Source organism: Methanobacterium sp. CWC-01 (assembly GCF_030323845.1).
GTDB classification, from domain to species: domain Archaea; phylum Methanobacteriota; class Methanobacteria; order Methanobacteriales; family Methanobacteriaceae; genus Methanobacterium; species Methanobacterium aridiramus.
Genome location: NZ_CP040735.1, coordinates 1,830,894 through 1,848,322 on the forward strand (window position 1 = coordinate 1,830,894; position 17,429 = coordinate 1,848,322).

Sequence of the window (17,429 nt, forward strand, 5' to 3'; positions counted from 1 at the left end):
TTTAGGTACATATACGGATTTATTTTTATTATGGTAGGTTCAGATAATCCCGGAAGGGGAATCCCTTCACCTGGGATGCCTCCTCTTCCGGCATGTAAATGGATAGATCGGCATGGTTGAAGCGGGCGTGTTCCAGGGCCACCACCAGGTTAGAAACTTCTCCCAGGGTTTTAGTGGAGCCATATACCGATACGGGGGTGTGCTCGTTGAAGGCAGGATATTCCGGTAGGTCAATTAGGATATAGTCCTCCTCCACTCCCAGATCCTCCGCCATTTCCAGTTCGGCCTGGCGGTTTAAGGACTCGTCCATACGGAAAACCGCCATGGGATCATCCAGACCATCCAGTTTAAGAGAGTAAACCCGTTTGAAGAGTTGACGATTATCCAGGCGACGTATAATATCCCGGACGTAGCCCTTCTCTTTCCGTGCAGCACTGACGATATCCGCATCATCGTAACGGTAGATCTCATCCGAATGGATGACCTCCGCTTTTAAAAGATGACCTAAACCGCGCCGGAACATAGAATTAACGATACGGGTGGTGTGGTGCTGGTACACGCTGGGATACATGAAGTAACGGGCCAGGAGCATGGCCTCGGCGGCCTGCACCCCCTTACGGTGGAGGGTGAGGTGCTCCCCGTCCAGGTACATGTTATTCAGGAGCCGCTCCACGTCGATGATACCGTAAGCCACCCCGGTGTAGTAGGAGTCCCGCAGCAGGTAGTCCATACGATCTACATCCAAGTCTCCGGATATTATCTGTCCCAGGGGTCCCTGGCCACTGATGATCCCCACCACTTCCTTCAGATTATACCTCTCGGATAGGATGTCTCCCAGGGTTGATTCCCGGATTAAACGTGAGGTAAGCTTCTCGTGGGATGTTTCCAGAACCCCCTCCGAGACATGGGAGAAGGGACCGTGCCCTGCATCGTGCAGGGCGGCGCAGACCCGTAACAGAGTCCGGGTATCCGGATCCAGATCCAGGTTCAGGGCCAGCCTCCCGGCCAGGTACATGGTACCCATGGAGTGCTCGAAACGGGTGTGGTTGGCTCCGGGATAGACCAGGTAGGTAAATCCTAGCTGTTTTATGCGGCGCAGTCTCTGTATTTCCGGTGTATCAACCAGCGCTACTTCAAACTCCTCCAGCTGCAGGTCGCCATGGACACTGTCCCTGATGGACTTCATATCTACCCTCCGGACATTATGATACGGTTACCCTGGTTGGTTTCCTCTTCCTTCTGGAACTCCAATTCATACTTAACCCTCTCTATTACTTCGTTGAGGGCGGCGCGGGTTTCCTGCCGGTGGGCCCCGGCTACCGCAACTAAAAATAAGGGATCACCCGGCTGGAATTTGCCCAGGTAGTGGATCACCGCCACTTCCTTAACCTGGTGTTTGTCTTTAACATCTTCCACCAGTTTCTCCAGCTCCATCTGGGATTTATCATAATCTAGGGTGGTCATGTTCAGGGTGTGGGTGCTCAGATCCTTCTCTTCACCCCTTACCAGGCCTTCGAAGGCAAATATGGCTCCACATTCGGCGATCTGGGGGATTTTCTTCAGTTCATCTATTAACTGGTTGATGGTGATCTCTTCCTCACCCTGTTTTATGAGTTTAATGGTCAACTTCACTCACCTCCTTGCGGTTGAGATGTTTAATGCGGGCTACTCCCCCAGTCTCCTGGATAACCTCCACCACGGTGGAGGGTAACAGGGACTGCCAGTCCTCATCAGCCAGCATCCTCCGTCTTACTTCGGTTCCCGAGTAGATTTTTCGGTTAAAAAGAGGCGGTACCTCTACTTCATATCCTGCCTCAAAAAAGAGCCGCTGCACCAGTGGATTGCCAGTGTAGACCTTGCTGAATGGTGGGGAGAGCATCTCCAGGTGGGCCACCCAGACACCGTTACAGGCAATGTCCTGGATGGGCAGGATGTAGTAACGTGATGCAGCGATGTTGTTTTCTGCCAGGGACTTGGTAAGCATCATAACCCGCTCCCCGGCGGTGAAGGGATCCTTAACGGTGTGACTCAACTGGGCGCTGCCTATGCCAATTATAAGTTCATCCACTTCCTGCAGTATAGTTTTAATCACCTGCAGGTGGCCCTGGTGCACGGGTTGCATGCGACCAACCAGTAAGCCCCTCATCATTCTCACCATGAACCCCTCATCTTATCTCACCATAAAACTATTTTAGATTTTATCTATTTATATTGGGTGGTGACTGGGACACCATGGAATGTGGATGGTGCTGGAAGTTAGGAACGGGAACGGTACTCCCAGGCCTTCCAGGGGATTGATAATATCCGCCCTAAATATATGCAGAGTCCATTTAAATTAAAAAAAAGTAACGCAAAATCTTTTAAATCAGCACCAACAACTAAATTCCATGACCAACTATTTACCACGTTTAAGGGGAATGTGGCAAATTCACTAGGAATAAAATTATCACTAGGAATTAAATTTAGAGGAAATACTTCAGGTGATTAAAAAATGATAACAGTTAAGAATTTATCTAAAACCTTCCAGACTGAGGATGGGGTGCAAATCCCAGCCCTTAATGATGTTAATTTCCAGGTGGCCCGGGGCGAAATTATGGGTATAATTGGGACCAGTGGCTCGGGTAAGAGCACCCTCCTGCGTATAATTCGGGGAGTGGAAAGCTTTGATCAGGGAGAGATCAGCATTGGGGATCTCACAGTGAAGCATGACTCCACCTCCTACTACTCCCGCAAACTTAGAGAGGCCACTGCCATCCACCTGCAACGTTCCTTTGGATTATGGCCGGAATCAACGGTACAGAACGTGGTGCGTAAACTCTACGGAGCCAAGTATGGTGATGAGGGTTTAACTGACTTTGATCATGCCAACGATGAGTTTAAAGAGGAAGCATTGGAACTTTTGCGCCTGGTGGGTCTGGGTCACAAGGCCGAGCACTTCGCCCCGGTCCTGAGTGGTGGTGAAAAGCAGAGACTGATCATGGCCCGACAACTGGCTAAAAAGCCGGAAGTACTCCTTCTGGATGAACCGGCCACCATGTCCTGTCCCAGGACTAAACAGGAAATACTGGATGCTATAAAAAATATCAACCAGGAGTTGGGCATCACCGTGCTTCTGGTATCTCACCTGCCTGAGGTGCACCGTTACCTCTCCCACAAGCTGATACTTATGGAAAATGGTCAGGTAAAGGAGGAGGGAAAGCCGGATGAGGTTATAAACAAGTTCCTCGCCGGTATGGATGAGGCTGAGCCCGGTCGAGATACCCAGGAGGTGGGTCCTTCCCTGATAAGGGTGGATGATCTGGCCCGAAGGTTTTACCTTTTAAAGGGGGGAAACGTTCTCTCCATGGAAGATATTAATTTTGAAGTTAAAGAGGGTGAAATATTAAGCCTCATTGGAACCAGCGGTGCCGGTAAAACCGTGCTCCTGCGTATGATGGCGGGACTGGACCAGCCCGATGGGGGGAAAGTATCATTTAAGCTGGATGGAAATTGGGTGGACATGCACCAACCTGGAATAGAAAGGATGACGGTACGCAGGCAGCTGGGCTTCATGCACCAGGAATTTAGCCTAACCCACTACGCCACCATTCGGGATCAGATCGCCCACCGCCTGGGGGTGAAGAATGAGATGGTGGTGGACGCCGCCAAGAAAAAAGCCGAGGAGCTGGGAATATCTGACCAGGTCTTGGATGTGCTGTACCAGCTCACCGACCTGCCCGAAAACGAGGCCAAATACCGATTAGAGAATATTGGGCTCTCACCCGACATCTTAGATGAACTATTTCCAGGATTCCCGGAAAAAGAGGTGCGAAGATATGCAGAACCCATCTTCCAGGCACTGGATCTTCCCCTGGAAATACTGGACCGTAGATCCTACGAACTATCGGGAGGACAGAAGGTACGGGCCACCATAGCACTGGTACTAGCCTCGCAGCCTAAAATACTCTTTTTAGATGAGCCCTTCGGTGATCTGGACCCCCTCACTCTGCGGATTGTTTCTAACAGTCTGAAACGTATAAACCAGGAATTCAACACCACCTTCATCATGGTCAGCCACCACGTGGACTTCATCGAGGAACTGGCCACCCGGGCCATTATGATGGAGGACGGACTACTGGTGGACCAGGGCGATACCCGGGCCCTGTGCCAGGATTTCATAGAAAAATGCCATGCCAAGTACCTGGAAAAAGAGGCGGTCTAGAATGGAACTGGATCTTTCACAATTCTACCGGGTGATGGCCCCTCGCACCACCATAATCATCACCACCGTCAACTTAAAGGGTGAAATAAACGCTGCCCCATTCTCCTTCACCATGCCAGTATCGGTGAACCCGCCCCTTTTAGCAGTGGCCTCGGTTCCCACCCACCACACCTACCACAACCTCCAGGAAACTGGAGAATTCGTGGTGAACCTGCCTGGAGAGGAGATACTGGAAGAGCTGTGGATCACCAGTGAAAGCTTCCCCGAAGGTGTGAACGAACTGGAAAAGGCAGGATTAACTGGCAAAGATTCACAGATTGTTAGAGCTCCCGGTATCAAGGAGTGCGTGGCCCAGTTGGAGTGTAAAGTGGTATCCGACCAGGAATGTGGCGATCACCAGCTGGTGGTGGGGGAAGTGGTACGGGTAACTGCCCGGGATGATTCCCTACAGGAGGGACTCCTCGCTGTGGAGAACACCAAACCAGTCCTGCACTTGGGTGGGAAGGACTTCGTGGTGGGAGACCACCGTAAAAGGGTCATTTAAGATCTTAAATAGAATGGGGGATGTATAATATGTTTAAAAAGATAATGGTACCTACTGATGGGTCTGAGTATGCAGAACGCGCCGTGAAGGTGGGCTTATCCCTGGCCCGGGAGCTGGGATCCCGGGTGGTGGCACTGCATGTATTGGATGAGAAGCTGATGTTGCCCTTTGAGGTCCTGGAGGAGGAGGGCCAGGATATACTGGAACAGGTGAGGAAGGAGGGCCAGGAAATTAACGTCCCGGTGGATACCATGATGCTTTTTGGAAACCCCCGCCGGGACATGGCCAAGATCGTCACCAAATCCGAAGTCGACCTGGTGATAATCGGCACCCATGGCCGTACTGGTGTGGAAAAGCTGTTAATGGGTAGTGTGGCCGAGAATGCCCTGAGGACGGTGCCGGTGCCGGTGATGCTGGTAAAATAATGACAGGGTAATCTCAGGCGATACCTGATAGTTGTGCATTCTACTATGACTAAATCCACCGGGAAACCTTATTTTAAACTCTTCCCCGGGAATAAGTAGTAATTAATGGTGTTAAAATGGCCAGGGATAACGATCCCATTATACCGTCCCTCTATAATTCTGGGCAAAGCGAGGACCAGGAACGTCACGCCAACTGGACCGAACTGCTTTATGATCTGGTCTTCGTGGCGGCCATCTCCCTATTAACCCTTAACCTCAGCCTAGACTACTCCTTCCTGGGATTACTAGAGTCTTTACCTTTATTTTTCGTTATCTGGTGGGGCTGGGTGGGTCACACCTTTTATATGAGCAGATTTGGTACTGATGATCTTCTGAACCGCTTTTTAACCATGTTACAGATGTTAATCGTGGCTTCTCTGGCAGTTAATGTTAGAGACGCGCTGGGTAGTACCGGAACCGGATTCGCACTTTCCTATGCTGCTTTAAGGTTCGTGCTGGTTTTTGAATACTACTTGGCAGGTAAACAATCACCCCCGGTTAAATCCTTAACCCAGCATTATGTGGTGGGTTTTGGTATTGCCGCATCTTTATGGGTCTTTTCAACATTCATACCTGCCCCCTGGCGTTATGTCATCTGGGGGATTGCGTTAGTGATTGATTTAATAACGCCTCTCACTGCCTCCGAAAAGCATTTGAAGTTTCCACCCCACGCCACCCACCTCCCGGAGCGTTTTGGACTTTTCACCATCATCATAATTGGTGAAGCAATTGTCAGCGTGGTATTCACCATTAGTAACATCGGTCTGAGTATGGGAACCGAAATAGCTGGATTAATGGGTCTGATTATAGCTTTTACCATCTGGTGGGGTTACTTTGAAGAAGCCCGAGGTGCTGAAACTCGGGTTCTGGATGCCGGAACCCAGATTAGGAAGTATCAGTTATGGTTTTACTCCCACTTTCCGCTTCTAATTGGCATAGCCATGGTTGCTGCCGGAATCAAACACGTCATCGCCCTCACTTTGTGGCAGCCCATGATCCCTGGTGAAGTGTGGATGCTCTGTGGTGGTTTAGCCCTGGCTCTTTTATCCCTCTCCACCATTTTCTTTTCCGCCTACCGATTAGAGGAGTGTAAAAACAGGGAGATACATCGCCATAGATTACCTTACTATGTGATAATAGTCCTGGTACTGTTAACCGGGTTCCTGGGTTCATCTGTACCAGGAGAATTGATTCTTGGAATATTAACTTTACTATGCCTGGCCAAGGTGGCCCTTTCCTTCCGAAAAACCACCTACCAGAGCTGTCAATTAGAATAGAAACGATTTTTCAAATTTCAATTACTCCAAACCATAGAAATATTAACATCTGATTAAGAAATTAGTATAATGAATGTTAGTGAATAATTATCTAACCAATACAGGAGGCCAAGATTGCAAAAGTACAAATGCCGAGTTTGTAACTACATCTACGATCCAGCGTTGGGAGAGCCCCGGACCAACACTCCACCGGGAACAGCCTTTGAGGACCTGCCAGACACCTGGAGATGCCCAAAATGTGGGGTGCCAACCTTCAAGTTCACACCCCTATGAAGAGGTGAGATAGTTGACTAGATATAAATGCAAAGTTTGTGGCTACGTCTACGACTCTGAATCAGGGGAATCCCGGACTGGCACTCCACCGGGAACTGGCTTTGAGGACCTGCCTGACACCTGGTCCTGTCCCAAGTGTGGAGCTGGTAAGATACGTTTCCTTAAAGTATAGGATGGTATCTGAAGTGAGTGCGAAGTCTGTGGGCTGGTAGAAGAATGTTAAAAGAGATCTATATAGGGATCTAAATTAAATTTAAAGGATTAAAATCTATTAAAACTAAAAAAGGAGGAATCTAATGCAGAAATATATTTGTACCCCCTGTGGTTATGTATACAACCCGGAAGAAGGAGACGCCATGTCCGGTGTTGATCCGGGTACCGCCTTTGAGGATCTGCCTGAGGACTGGTGCTGTCCCATGTGCGGAGCCGGTAAAAGCATGTTTAAACCCATAGACTAACTAAAAAAACCGAGGTGTTTTGTAATGTTAGATGAAAGGATGGAGGAAGCCCTGAATTTCCAGTTTAACCGGGAGCTGTATTCCGGCTACCTGTACCTGGCCATGGCTGCCTATTTTGAAGACCAGGACTTGCCTGGCTTTGCCAACTGGATGCGTATCCAGGCCCAGGAGGAACTCAGCCACGCCATGAAGTTCTACGACTACCTTGTGCGCAGGGGTGGCCTAGCAGTAATGGCCGATATTGAAGCCCCCCAGAATGAATGGGAATCTGCCACCACTGTATTTGAGCATGTCTACGAGCATGAGCAGATGGTCACCGGCCTCATCAACAAACTGGTGGACCTGGCCCTGGAACTATCCGACCACGCCACCAACAACTTCCTGCAATGGTTTGTGGCCGAGCAAGTGGAGGAAGAAGAATCAGCCAGCGGTGTACTGCAGAAGGTTAAAATGGCCGGTGAATCAAAAAGTGGCCTGTACATGCTGGACCAGGAATTCGCCCAGCGAGTGTTCCATCCCCCAACAGAGGAGTAATTCTCTCCTCTTTTTATTATTTTTTTTGACAATTATTCTTTGAATGAAATGTAGATTAAAGGAAATTCTATAAATCCCAGGATTTTTTAAACAAATTAATAGTACTCACCCCATATTTTTATACAGGTTAATACTATTTACAGCAGATTTACAGTTACTATACTACTAAAATCGAAATATTAATCATTAATGAAAAACAAGATATCTATACATTAGAGAGGTGAAACTATGGGAGAAAAAGTTTACGAAGTACGCAAGGTTAAAGATGCCGGTAAGGGAATGCCACTTATAGGCGACGAGTTTCCGAAGATGGAAGTTCAGACCACTCAGGGGATGATGAAGCTCCCTAAGGATATGAAGGGTAAGTGGTTCGTTTTATTCAGTCATCCGGGTGACTTCACACCGGTGTGCACCACCGAATTTGTGGCCTTCCAGAAACGTATCGACCAGTTCCAGGAACTCAACGTGGAACTTATCGGGCTCAGTGTAGACCAGGTTCATAGTCACATTAAATGGATAGACTGGATCAAGGATGAACTGGGCGTGGAGATCACCTTCCCCATCATCGCCGACACCGGAAAAGTAGCTAAAACTCTGGGAATCATACACCCTTCCAAGGGTTCCAACACCGTCCGGGCAGTGTTCATCGTGGACCCCCGGGGTATTATGCGGGCCATGCTGTACTACCCCCAGGAGCTGGGACGTAACATCGATGAAGTGGTCCGAATGATTAAAGGTTTCCAAGTCAACGAGGAAAGGGGTGTGGCTATACCAGCTAACTGGCCTGAAAACGAACTTATCGGTGAAGGAGTGATTATTCCGCCAGCTGCTGATGTGGAAACCGCCCGTAAAAGGCTGGCTGAGAACAAATGCTACGACTGGTGGTTCTGCTATATTCCCGAAGAACAGAAATAACAGTAAAATATTAAAGGAGATGGAAGTATGGCAAAGAAGATGTATGAATTACCAGCCCTGCCCTACGACTATGGGGCCCTGGCCCCTTACATAAGTGAGGAGCAGCTTAAAATACACCACCAGAAACATCACCAGGCCTACGTGGATGGGGCCAACGCTCTCCTGCAGAAGTTCGACAGCCGCCCGGATGAATTTGATATCAAGGCAGTGGCCAAGGAACTGTCCTTCCATGTAGGTGGATTTGCCCTTCACAAACTCTTCTGGAAGAATTTAGGGCCCGCGGAGGAGTGCGGAGGAGAACCCACAGGCACCATTGCCAAGTACATTGAAGATGACTTTGGAAGTTTCGAACGATTTAAACAGGAATTTTCCCAGGCCGCCATCGGTACCGAAGGATCTGGATGGGCCGTTTTAACCCGCTGCAAAGTAACTGATCGTTTGTTCATCATGCAGGTGGAGAAGCACAACGTCAACGTCATTCCCAAATTCCCGGTACTCATGGTCCTGGATGTATGGGAGCACGCCTACTATCTGGACTACAAAAACGTGCGACCAGACTACGTGGCTGCCTTCTGGAACATCGTCAAATGGGATGAAGTTAACCAACGCCTGGAAGAACTACTGTAGATAAGATCTAACCCATCTTAGGTGTAAGAGTCTTATAAACCCGGAAAGGAGACCACCTCGTTTCCTTTTTATTATTTTTTTAGCTAATCAGTTTATTTTTCAGTCAAATCAGTTAAAGGAAGGGGCAGACCATATTTTTTTATTCTATAAAAAAAAGATTAGTAACCGGTATCTTATATTTAAAATGAGTATATGAAGATGCTTTTATAATTTTGAGGTATGCTGATGATTTGGAATGAAGAAGCCGAGTGCATGGAACCGGATATGAAGAATAAACTGCAATTGGAAAAACTGCAGCAGGTGGTTAATCGGGCCTACCACAATGTGCCCTACTACCAGAAACGCTTCGATGAGGTGGGAATAGGTCCCGAGGACATTCAAACCCTATCTGATCTGGAGAAGATACCCTTCACCACCAAGGCCGACCTGCGGGATGCTTATCCTTTTGGCATGTTCGCGGTGTCCTCCGATGATATTGTGGAGGTACACACCTCCTCCGGTACCACCGGCAAGCCCACCGTATCCGGTTACACCCGGGAGGATATCCGGATCTGGAGTGAGGTAATGGCAAGGGCCCTGACCATGGCTGGTGCTCAAAAAAAGGATGTTATACAGAATTGTTATGGCTACGGGCTCTTCACCGGTGGTTTAGGGGTGCACTACGGCACCCACTACCTGGGAGCCACAGTCATTCCCATCTCCGCCGGTAACACCCAGCGCCAGATCGAGATCCTGAAGGACTTCCAGAGCAGCATCATCACCTGCACTCCCTCCTACGCCCTGTACCTGGCTGAGGTCCTGGAGAAGGAGGGCATCACCGGGGATGATCTTAACCTGAAGTCCGGTGTATTCGGGGCGGAGATGTGGACCGAGGAGATGCGGGAGGAGATCGAGCGGCGCCTGCATCTGGATGCCCTTAACATCTACGGCCTCACCGAGATCATCGGACCCGGGGTGGCCCAGGAGTGCATGGAAAAGAGTGGGTTGCACATCTTCGATGACCACTTCTACCCGGAGATCATCGACCCCCAGACTCTAGAGACCCTGCCTGAGGGGGAGAAGGGAGAACTGGTCCTGACCACCCTCACCCGGGAGGGCATGCCCATCCTGCGCTTCCGCACTCGGGACATCACCGCCCTGCGGAGTGGGAGATGTGGATGTGGCCGTACCCTGATTAAGATGGACCGCATCACCGGTAGAAGCGATGACATGCTGAAGATAAGGGGGGTTATCGTATTCCCATCCCAGATCGAACGGGCCCTCCTGAAGATCCCGGGACTGGAACCCCACTACCAGATCATGGTCACCCGGCCCCAGCAACTGGATGAACTGGAGGTGCACGTGGAGGCCTCCCCGGCACTGTTCTCCGATGAGGTGAAACACGTGGAGAAGGCCAAGACCATGATACAAAAACGTATCCATGACGAGATTGGACTGCGGGTTAATGTGAACCTGGTGGAACCAGAGAGCATTCCCCGTAGTGAGGGTAAAGCAGTAAGGGTTATTGATAAACGAAAATTTGACTAAAAAAGGGGTATAATGATGAAACTCAAACAGATATCAGTGTTTTTAGAAAACCGGAAGGGAAGATTGTGGAAGGCCATGAATGTACTGGCCACCTCGGATATAAACATCCGGGCCCTGTCCATTGCCGACACCTCCGAGTTCGGCATCCTGCGAATGATCGTGCCTGACCCAGAGAAGGCCCAGGAGGTGCTGACGGAGAACCACTTCGTGGTGAAGGTCAACGATGTCATAGCCGTGGAAGTACCGGATGAACCCGGAGGACTGGGCCATATCCTGGGAGTTTTAACCCAGGCTGATATAAACGTGGAATACCTCTACGCCTTCGTGGAGAAAAATGAGGAAAAGGCCATGGTGGTGATTCGCACCGAAGACGTGGATGCCGGTATCCGTGCCCTGGAAGAAGCCCAGGTGACCATCCTGGCCGCAGATGAGGTGTACAAACTATAATAAATAAATAAAAATGAAATTTGATAAAAAAAGTGGGCTCTAAAACATGTAGAGGATTTAAAACAAGGAATAGGAGGGAGTAAAGCCCCCTCCCAGGCATACTTTTAAATCATGGCTAAATATTTCTTTTTAATCTCCTCAAACTCTTCCTCAGTGATGGCCCCAATATCCAGGAGTTCTTTGGCCTTTTTGATCTTCTCCATGGGGTCCGCCGGGGATTGTTCTGTGGTTTGAGCAGCATCTTCTCCGCTTAATATTTCAGCTGCTGGCTCTTCTTCCATTTCCAGTGAATCCTGGCCGAATTTGAAGGTTTTTACCTGGGGCAACCCCTCCTCTTCCGGAACTTCCTCTTCTGGTGTGGCCTCTTCTAGAGCAGTTTCTACCGATGGAACATCCTCAGGGACTGCCTCCTCTGTAATATTTACGGCAGGCTCCTGTTCAGTACTTTCTTCTACTGCAGGCTCCTCTCCAATAGTTCCCTCTACTGTAGGCCCCTCTACTGCAGGCTCCCGGGCGATATCTTCTGGGGCTTCTTCAGTAGTAGTTCCTGCCTCACCAGCACTAAGTTCTTCTTCAGGAACCTTCCGGGATAGTAAGGTTCTTTTCTGGGTTTCTTCCTGGACTGATTCTTCATCAATGAGTTCTGCCACCGCCGGGGTTTCTTCCCCTGCTGGCTTATCCACCACGGTTTCTTCCTCTAGTTCAGATTCAGAAGTATCCGGTACCTGTTCCAGTAGTGAACCAGTTTCTGGTTTTGAAACATCAACATCCTCCAATTTATGGCCGCACACCACACAGAACTTGGCCAGGGGCTTGTTCTGATGACTGCAGTTGGGACAGGTCTTGTAGTCAATACCATCCATCCCTGAACGGGGTAAATTAACCGGGGGAGTTTCTGCCTTTTTCTCTTCTTCGACCTTTTCTGGTGCCGATAGGGCCGCTCCACATTTGATACAGAACTTGGAATCCGGGGGATTCTGGGCTCCACAGGATTCACAGGTTGGAGCTGGGGGACTCATGGGCTTTCGACCAGTACCTGGGGGAACCGGGGCAGGGGCTTCCTTTTTCGGTTCAGTTTTAATTCCTCTTCTGCGGTTTTCGAGCATTCTTTTTATCTCTTCATTGGAAACCATAACTTCACACTCCATCTCATGGGAATAAACGGTATGTACTCTGGTATGATTCTAAAAACTTATTGAATACTTTTGAGGTACTCTCTTATCTATTTTAAGGTTTATGTGAGATTTCTAAAAACTGGTTCACCGTACCCAGCCTACCCCTCCGGATGGCCTCTTTCACCATCCCCGCGGCTCTCTGGAGGGCCTCCTCCACCACCAGCCCCTGGGATAAGTAGGCGGTCACTGCTGCGGAGTAGGTGCATCCGCTGCCATGGGTGTGGCTGCTTTCTATCAGTTCCCCCTCGATTATCTGCACTCTATCCTGGTAGAAGATGTCCCGGCCCTGGAGATGGCCCCCGGTAACCACCACCGGCACCATCTTTCCAATTTCCACCGCGGCCTGGATGGCGTCCTCCTCCTCTTCTATGCTGATTCCAGATAACTCCTGGGCTTCCGAAAGATTAGGGGTTACCAGCAAAGCGTGGGGGAGCAGGTATCTTTTTAAGGCCTGGACCATTCCCTCCCTAGCCAGTGAACCGCCGGAACCGGCCACCAGGACCGGATCCACCACCAACTGCAGCTGGTATTCTTTTACCTTACGGGCCACCAGCTTCACCATATCCGGGGAGTAGAGCATCCCGGTCTTAGCATAACGGAGGGGGTAGCCCTCCATCACCAGGTCCAGCTGTTTTTCAACAAAATCCAGGGACACCGCTTCCACTCCGGCCACCCGGTTCACGTTCTGGGCGGTGAGGGCCGTGATAACTGCGGTCCCGTACACATCCAGGGAGTGGAAGGTCTTGATATCGGCCAGTATTCCCGCACCCCCGGAGGGGTCGAAGCCGGCTATAGATAGGGCCATTGGTGGGTTCATCTAGTCACCTTAGGGTTCTTTTAAATTTATCTTAACTTAGTTCTCTTTTAAATTAGTTCTCTTGGTCAGGTCTTTCCACCCTTAAACGCTCGGACCCCCGGTGGGAGTACACCTTTAGGCCCAGGCCCTCCAGGAATTGCTGGGTATGGGTTCCCACCCCGTGGAGCATGATCTCCCCCAGATCCTCGGAGGTGTTCACGTCCAGGGAGAGGTAGAAGGAATCAAAAATCTCATGGCTTAATCCGGCCTTCCCGGCTTCCTCCAGGTGCACGAAGAAGCTGCAATCACCGAAATTCATCTTAAATCCACAGCTGGGGCAGATGAGGGCGTTGGTACCTCCTCCCTTAGAAGGGGCGATGACCACCTGGTACTCTTCGGCCATGGTTAACAGTCCCTTAACCAGCCCCTCACTGAGGAGGGGTACATCGGAGGGTACGATGATCACCTGGTCACCCTGGGGTTGGTACCACTCCAGGGCCTGGGTCAGCGCACCGTTAAGGTCAGTGTGACCTTTTTCCTTTAAACAGTGAACATCCAGGGGTCGTAAGAAGTTTAAAACATCTCCATCCGAACTGATCACCACCACATCATCCACCACATCCTTCAGGGCCTGGATCACATCCTGTAGCATGGCCTTCAACAGGCCTTCCCTCTCAGCGGGGGATAATATGGGTGAGAGCCTGGTTTTGGCGTGTGAAAACCGAGATACCGGTATTATGGCCGCAGTTTTTTTCATGGTCATCCCTGTTAGGCTCCTATTAACTGGTTTAACCAGTTCTCAACACTCTCCAGCCATCTGGTGAATCCGTCCCGGGTGTCCACCAGGTTCTGCATGTTCTTCAGGGTTTCATTGTTGAGGTTGAACTGGGAGCTGAGGTTATCCCTGGCGGTGGAGAGGTCCTGTTGCAGCTGGTAGTAGGATGATTTGCTGGTCTGAACCAGGGCCGCTGCCTCACCGGTGTAGGGGTCCACTTCACCACCGGTCTTCAGGTTCCAGATCTTGAGCTGGGCCTGCCGGGCGCTGGCGGCATCGGAGGGGGCTGAAGCCTGGATAATGGTTAACACCAGGGTGTTGGCAGTTTGATTGGCAATTAAACTACTACCCGGAGCCGCCTTCTGGCTGGGTTCGGTGCAGTAAGCTTTTACCGTGCTGTTGGTGCCGGGGGTGATGGTCACATTTTCCGCCACCACCAGGTCCTGGGAGTCGGGGCTCTCCAGGAGCTGTCCCTGGTTAACCTTCACATTCTGGGTTCCGTTGTTGGTGATGGTCACCGTGTGGGGCACGGTACCGGCCTCGGTGTTCTGGATAACCCCAGCGTTGCCTTCGGCCTGGGCCTGTTCCAGGTCCGCACTACCCAAGGAGGCGAAGTTAATGGCCCCCATACTAACTGCAAATACCACCACCAGCAGTACCAGAATTATGGCCCTGATGTTCATTCTTCTAACCTCCTAGTAGGTCCGGGCCAGGAGTGCCCGGTATCTGGCCGTTTTTCCACAGTTAACACATTTACCGGTGTCGTCATCCCCCTGGATGCCCAGGATATCCACGTGAACCTTTTCCTCCACATCTTTACCGCAGGCTTCATCCCCGCACCATAAAAATGAAACAATACCATTATTCTCCTGTATGGTGTCCCGGGCTTCCTCCAGGGTCTTCACTTCCCGGATGTTTTCCCGGAGCATCTCCCAGGCCTTTTCTCTAAGGTGGGTGGTTATATTTCCTAGTCGATCTTCCACCAGCTCCACCAGTTCCTCGGCCTGGTATTCCACGAACTCCTTCTCCCGGGTGTCTCTTCTCACCAGGACCATCTTGCCCTCCTTCAGGTCCCGGGGTCCGATCTCTATACGGAGGGGCACTCCCCGCATCTCCCATTCGTAGAACTTCTTACCAGCCCGGAGATCCCGGTCATCCAGGCGCACCCTGAAACCGGCTGATCTTAACTGTTTTTCCAGTTTGGCGCAGAAGTCCAGGACTTCCTGGGCACCCTCCTTGAATATGATGGGCACCACCACCACCTGGTAGGGTGCCACCTCGGGGGGAAGTGACAATCCTCCCTCATCACCATGGACCCCGATTATGGAGGCTATGATCCGATCCGAGAGACCGTAGCAGGTCTGGTACACGTATTCATGCTGGCCCTCCTCGGTTTCGTAGGTGATCTGGAAGGTCCGGGCGAAGGTCTGGCCCAGGTTGTGCACGGTACCGATCTGCAGGGTCTTACCATCCGGCAGCAGGGTGTCGAAGGCCATGGTGTAATCAGCACCGGGAAACTTATCCCACTCCGGACGGCGGGTGACCACATAGGGAATCCCCACCTGGTCAAAGAAGGATGAGTAAATTTCAATGGCCCGTTCCACCTGCTTTTCTGCTTCCTGGGAGGTGGTGTGCACGGTGTGGGCTTCTTTGAAGGTGGTGATCTCCCGCACCCGGATCAGGGGCCGGGTGTGTTTGGTCTCGTAACGGAAGGTGTTAACCACCTGATAGAACCTCATGGGCAAATCCTGGTGGCTGCGCACCCACAGGGCGAACATGGGGTACATGGCGGTTTCACTGGTGGGACGCAGGGCCAGCTTCTTTCCCAGGGGGGTTAATCCCCCGTGGGTTATCCAGTAAACCTCTTCTTCAAAGCCCTTAACATGGATGGCCTCCTTGGCCAGTTCATCTTCGGGTATTAGTAATGGAAAGAGTACTTCATCATGATCTTCATCTAGAATGCCTTTAAGCAACTTCAGGGCGTTCTTTCTTATCTGAAAGCCCTGGGGTAGCCATACGTGCATTCCCTTAATAGGATATCTGGTATCGATAATTTCTGCTTCTTCAAGGATGTTATGGAACCATTCACTGAACTTGGACATTTATTCACCCAGAGAGTCTATTTTTAATTCAATACCTAGCTTTTTAGGTGGAGGATAATAAACTTTTTCCACAGGGAACCTAAGAATTTTAAAAAGGCGCAACTCCCTTCATGGAATGTGGGGTAAAAACCATGCTTAACCAAGGAAATGCTTAAAAATCAAAAATTATTTTAAAGACGCCTCCTAGTAGAACTAGTATAATGGACGGTGATTTCTAGATGGATTTTAAACGGGTGCTGCTCCCCCGTGGAATGCATGTGGGGCCGGGTGTCATTGAAGACACCGCAGCCATATGCAAGGATTTAAGGCTTAAAGGCAAATTTCTGGTGGTAACCGGACCCACCACCCTGAAGATTGGGGGGGAGAAGGTTATGGAAAGTCTACAGAAGGAAGGTTTTGAAGTGGAAAATACTGTCATCCACCATCCCTCCCTGGAAGTAGTGGGGGAGGTTCAGGACCAGATGGAGGGTGTATCTGCGGTGCTGGGAGTGGGAGGCGGGAAGGTTATCGACGTGGCCAAACTGGCCTCCACCCGCTGCAACCTGGATTTCATAAGCGTCCCCACCGCTGCTTCCCACGATGGAATTGCCTCACCCCGGGCATCCATCAAAAATGAGGGAGGAAGTGTGTCCATCGAGGCCACACCCCCCATGGGAATAATCGCTGACACCCATATAATTGGACAGGCACCCTTTCGACTATTGGCCGCAGGTTTTGGGGATATCATATCCAACCAGACTGCGGTGCTGGACTGGAAACTGGCCCATCGCCTGTTGAATGAATACTTCAGTGACTCGGCCGCGAATTTATCCCTGGTAACTGCCGAGGTAACCGCCAAAATGGCGGACGCCGTGAAGGAGGGACACGTGGAAAGCGCGGCCCTGGTGGTTAAGGGCCTCATCAGCAGTGGGATGGCCATCAGCATTGCCGGCAGCAGCCGGCCAGCCAGTGGAGCCGAGCACAAGTTCAGTCATGCCCTGGATGTCATCGCCCCCCAGCCAGCCCTCCACGGTGAACAGTGCGGCGTGGGCACCATCATGATGATGTACCTCCATGGCGGGGACTGGGAATTCATAAGGAACACCCTGAAGGCCATCAAGGCACCTACCACCGCCCGGGAATTAGGTATAAAACCAGATTATATTATTGAAGCCCTCAGTATGGCACACACCATTCGTCAGGAGCGTTACACCATACTGGGTGATCGGGGACTCACCACCCAGGCTGCGGAGAAGCTGGCGGCGCGTACCGGGGTAATAGAATCCTGAAAAATTTTTTTTAGTTCTGCACCCTATAGAAAGAGTTCATACTCAC

Annotated in this window: 21 protein-coding genes; 13 read left to right on the top strand and 8 right to left on the bottom strand. The window is 50.6% G+C overall.

Annotated features, from left to right (window positions below; all coding sequences use genetic code 11):
• Positions 1-28: 28 nt before the first annotated feature.
• From FGU46_RS10015 to FGU46_RS10025, 3 genes are read right to left on the bottom strand one after another with little or no spacing between them, the layout of a single operon-like run.
• Positions 29-1,186 (bottom strand): HD domain-containing protein, encoded by a 1,158-nt coding sequence (locus tag FGU46_RS10015; protein ID WP_286474763.1) that lies wholly within the window; start codon positions 1,184-1,186, stop codon positions 29-31.
• 2 nt (positions 1,187-1,188) lie between these two features.
• Positions 1,189-1,626 (bottom strand): molybdenum cofactor biosynthesis protein MoaE, encoded by a 438-nt coding sequence (locus FGU46_RS10020; protein WP_286474766.1) that lies wholly within the window; start codon positions 1,624-1,626, stop codon positions 1,189-1,191.
• Positions 1,616-2,146 (bottom strand): nicotinamide-nucleotide adenylyltransferase, encoded by a 531-nt coding sequence (locus tag FGU46_RS10025; protein WP_286478458.1) that lies wholly within the window; start codon positions 2,144-2,146, stop codon positions 1,616-1,618. Before FGU46_RS10025 ends, FGU46_RS10020 begins: the two co-directional genes overlap by 11 nt.
• 345 nt (positions 2,147-2,491) lie before the next feature.
• Here FGU46_RS10025 and FGU46_RS10030 point away from each other — a divergent pair, with 345 nt between their 5' ends.
• The 12 genes from FGU46_RS10030 (at position 2,492) to FGU46_RS10085 (ending at position 11,267) form a co-directional block, all read left to right on the top strand.
• A complete protein-coding gene (locus FGU46_RS10030; RefSeq protein WP_286474770.1) occupies positions 2,492-4,201 on the top strand; it encodes an ABC transporter ATP-binding protein in 1,710 nt (569 codons plus the stop codon).
• 1 nt (position 4,202) lies between these two features.
• On the top strand, positions 4,203-4,745 hold the full coding sequence (locus FGU46_RS10035) for a flavin reductase family protein (protein ID WP_286474772.1): 543 nt from the start codon (positions 4,203-4,205) through the stop codon (positions 4,743-4,745).
• Between the two features lie 29 nt (positions 4,746-4,774).
• Positions 4,775-5,170: a universal stress protein gene (locus FGU46_RS10040; RefSeq protein ID WP_286474774.1), complete on the top strand. Its 396-nt coding sequence runs from the start codon at positions 4,775-4,777 to the stop codon at positions 5,168-5,170.
• Between the two features lie 116 nt (positions 5,171-5,286).
• Complete coding sequence (locus FGU46_RS10045) at positions 5,287-6,486, top strand: low temperature requirement protein A (RefSeq protein WP_286474777.1); 1,200 nt, start codon at positions 5,287-5,289, stop codon at positions 6,484-6,486.
• 114 nt (positions 6,487-6,600) lie between these two features.
• A complete protein-coding gene (locus tag FGU46_RS10050; protein ID WP_286474779.1) occupies positions 6,601-6,759 on the top strand; it encodes a rubredoxin in 159 nt (52 codons plus the stop codon).
• Between the two features lie 13 nt (positions 6,760-6,772).
• Positions 6,773-6,931, top strand: a complete 159-nt coding sequence (locus FGU46_RS10055) for a rubredoxin (RefSeq protein WP_286474781.1) — start codon at positions 6,773-6,775, stop codon at positions 6,929-6,931.
• 124 nt (positions 6,932-7,055) lie between these two features.
• Positions 7,056-7,217, top strand: coding sequence for a rubredoxin (rd, locus tag FGU46_RS10060; protein WP_286474784.1), 162 nt, complete (start codon positions 7,056-7,058; stop codon positions 7,215-7,217).
• Between the two features lie 24 nt (positions 7,218-7,241).
• On the top strand, positions 7,242-7,751 hold the full coding sequence (locus FGU46_RS10065; protein ID WP_286474788.1) for a ferritin: 510 nt from the start codon (positions 7,242-7,244) through the stop codon (positions 7,749-7,751).
• A gap of 228 nt (positions 7,752-7,979) precedes the next feature.
• Positions 7,980-8,666 (top strand): peroxiredoxin, encoded by a 687-nt coding sequence (locus FGU46_RS10070; RefSeq protein WP_286474791.1) that lies wholly within the window; start codon positions 7,980-7,982, stop codon positions 8,664-8,666.
• A gap of 27 nt (positions 8,667-8,693) precedes the next feature.
• Positions 8,694-9,293 carry a superoxide dismutase gene (locus FGU46_RS10075; RefSeq protein WP_286474794.1) on the top strand — a complete coding sequence of 200 codons (600 nt, stop codon included), beginning with the start codon at positions 8,694-8,696 and terminating at the stop codon, positions 9,291-9,293.
• A gap of 225 nt (positions 9,294-9,518) precedes the next feature.
• The gene (locus tag FGU46_RS10080; RefSeq protein ID WP_286474798.1) at positions 9,519-10,820 is read left to right on the top strand and encodes a phenylacetate--CoA ligase family protein; all 1,302 of its coding nucleotides are present in this window, start codon (positions 9,519-9,521) and stop codon (positions 10,818-10,820) included.
• A gap of 15 nt (positions 10,821-10,835) precedes the next feature.
• Positions 10,836-11,267: an ACT domain-containing protein gene (locus FGU46_RS10085; RefSeq protein WP_286478459.1), complete on the top strand. Its 432-nt coding sequence runs from the start codon at positions 10,836-10,838 to the stop codon at positions 11,265-11,267.
• Between the two features lie 104 nt (positions 11,268-11,371).
• Here the strand turns inward: FGU46_RS10085 and FGU46_RS10090 are convergent, their stop codons facing one another.
• The 5 genes from FGU46_RS10090 to proS form a co-directional block, all read right to left on the bottom strand.
• The gene (locus FGU46_RS10090; protein ID WP_286474800.1) at positions 11,372-12,400 is read right to left on the bottom strand and encodes a zinc ribbon domain-containing protein; all 1,029 of its coding nucleotides are present in this window, start codon (positions 12,398-12,400) and stop codon (positions 11,372-11,374) included.
• 94 nt (positions 12,401-12,494) lie between these two features.
• Positions 12,495-13,259: a bifunctional hydroxymethylpyrimidine kinase/phosphomethylpyrimidine kinase gene (gene thiD, locus FGU46_RS10095; RefSeq protein ID WP_286474802.1), complete on the bottom strand. Its 765-nt coding sequence runs from the start codon at positions 13,257-13,259 to the stop codon at positions 12,495-12,497.
• A 52-nt stretch (positions 13,260-13,311) separates the two neighbouring features.
• On the bottom strand, positions 13,312-13,995 hold the full coding sequence (gene cofC, locus FGU46_RS10100) for a 2-phospho-L-lactate guanylyltransferase (RefSeq protein WP_286474804.1): 684 nt from the start codon (positions 13,993-13,995) through the stop codon (positions 13,312-13,314).
• An 11-nt stretch (positions 13,996-14,006) separates the two neighbouring features.
• Positions 14,007-14,696, bottom strand: coding sequence for an ARPP-1 family domain-containing protein (locus tag FGU46_RS10105; RefSeq protein ID WP_286474806.1), 690 nt, complete (start codon positions 14,694-14,696; stop codon positions 14,007-14,009).
• Between the two features lie 12 nt (positions 14,697-14,708).
• On the bottom strand, positions 14,709-16,115 hold the full coding sequence (gene proS / locus FGU46_RS10110; protein WP_286474809.1) for a proline--tRNA ligase: 1,407 nt from the start codon (positions 16,113-16,115) through the stop codon (positions 14,709-14,711).
• A gap of 218 nt (positions 16,116-16,333) precedes the next feature.
• Between proS and FGU46_RS10115 the strand changes: the two genes are divergently transcribed.
• On the top strand, positions 16,334-17,383 hold the full coding sequence (locus FGU46_RS10115; RefSeq protein ID WP_286474812.1) for an NAD(P)-dependent glycerol-1-phosphate dehydrogenase: 1,050 nt from the start codon (positions 16,334-16,336) through the stop codon (positions 17,381-17,383).
• The last annotated feature ends 46 nt before the right edge of the window (positions 17,384-17,429 follow it).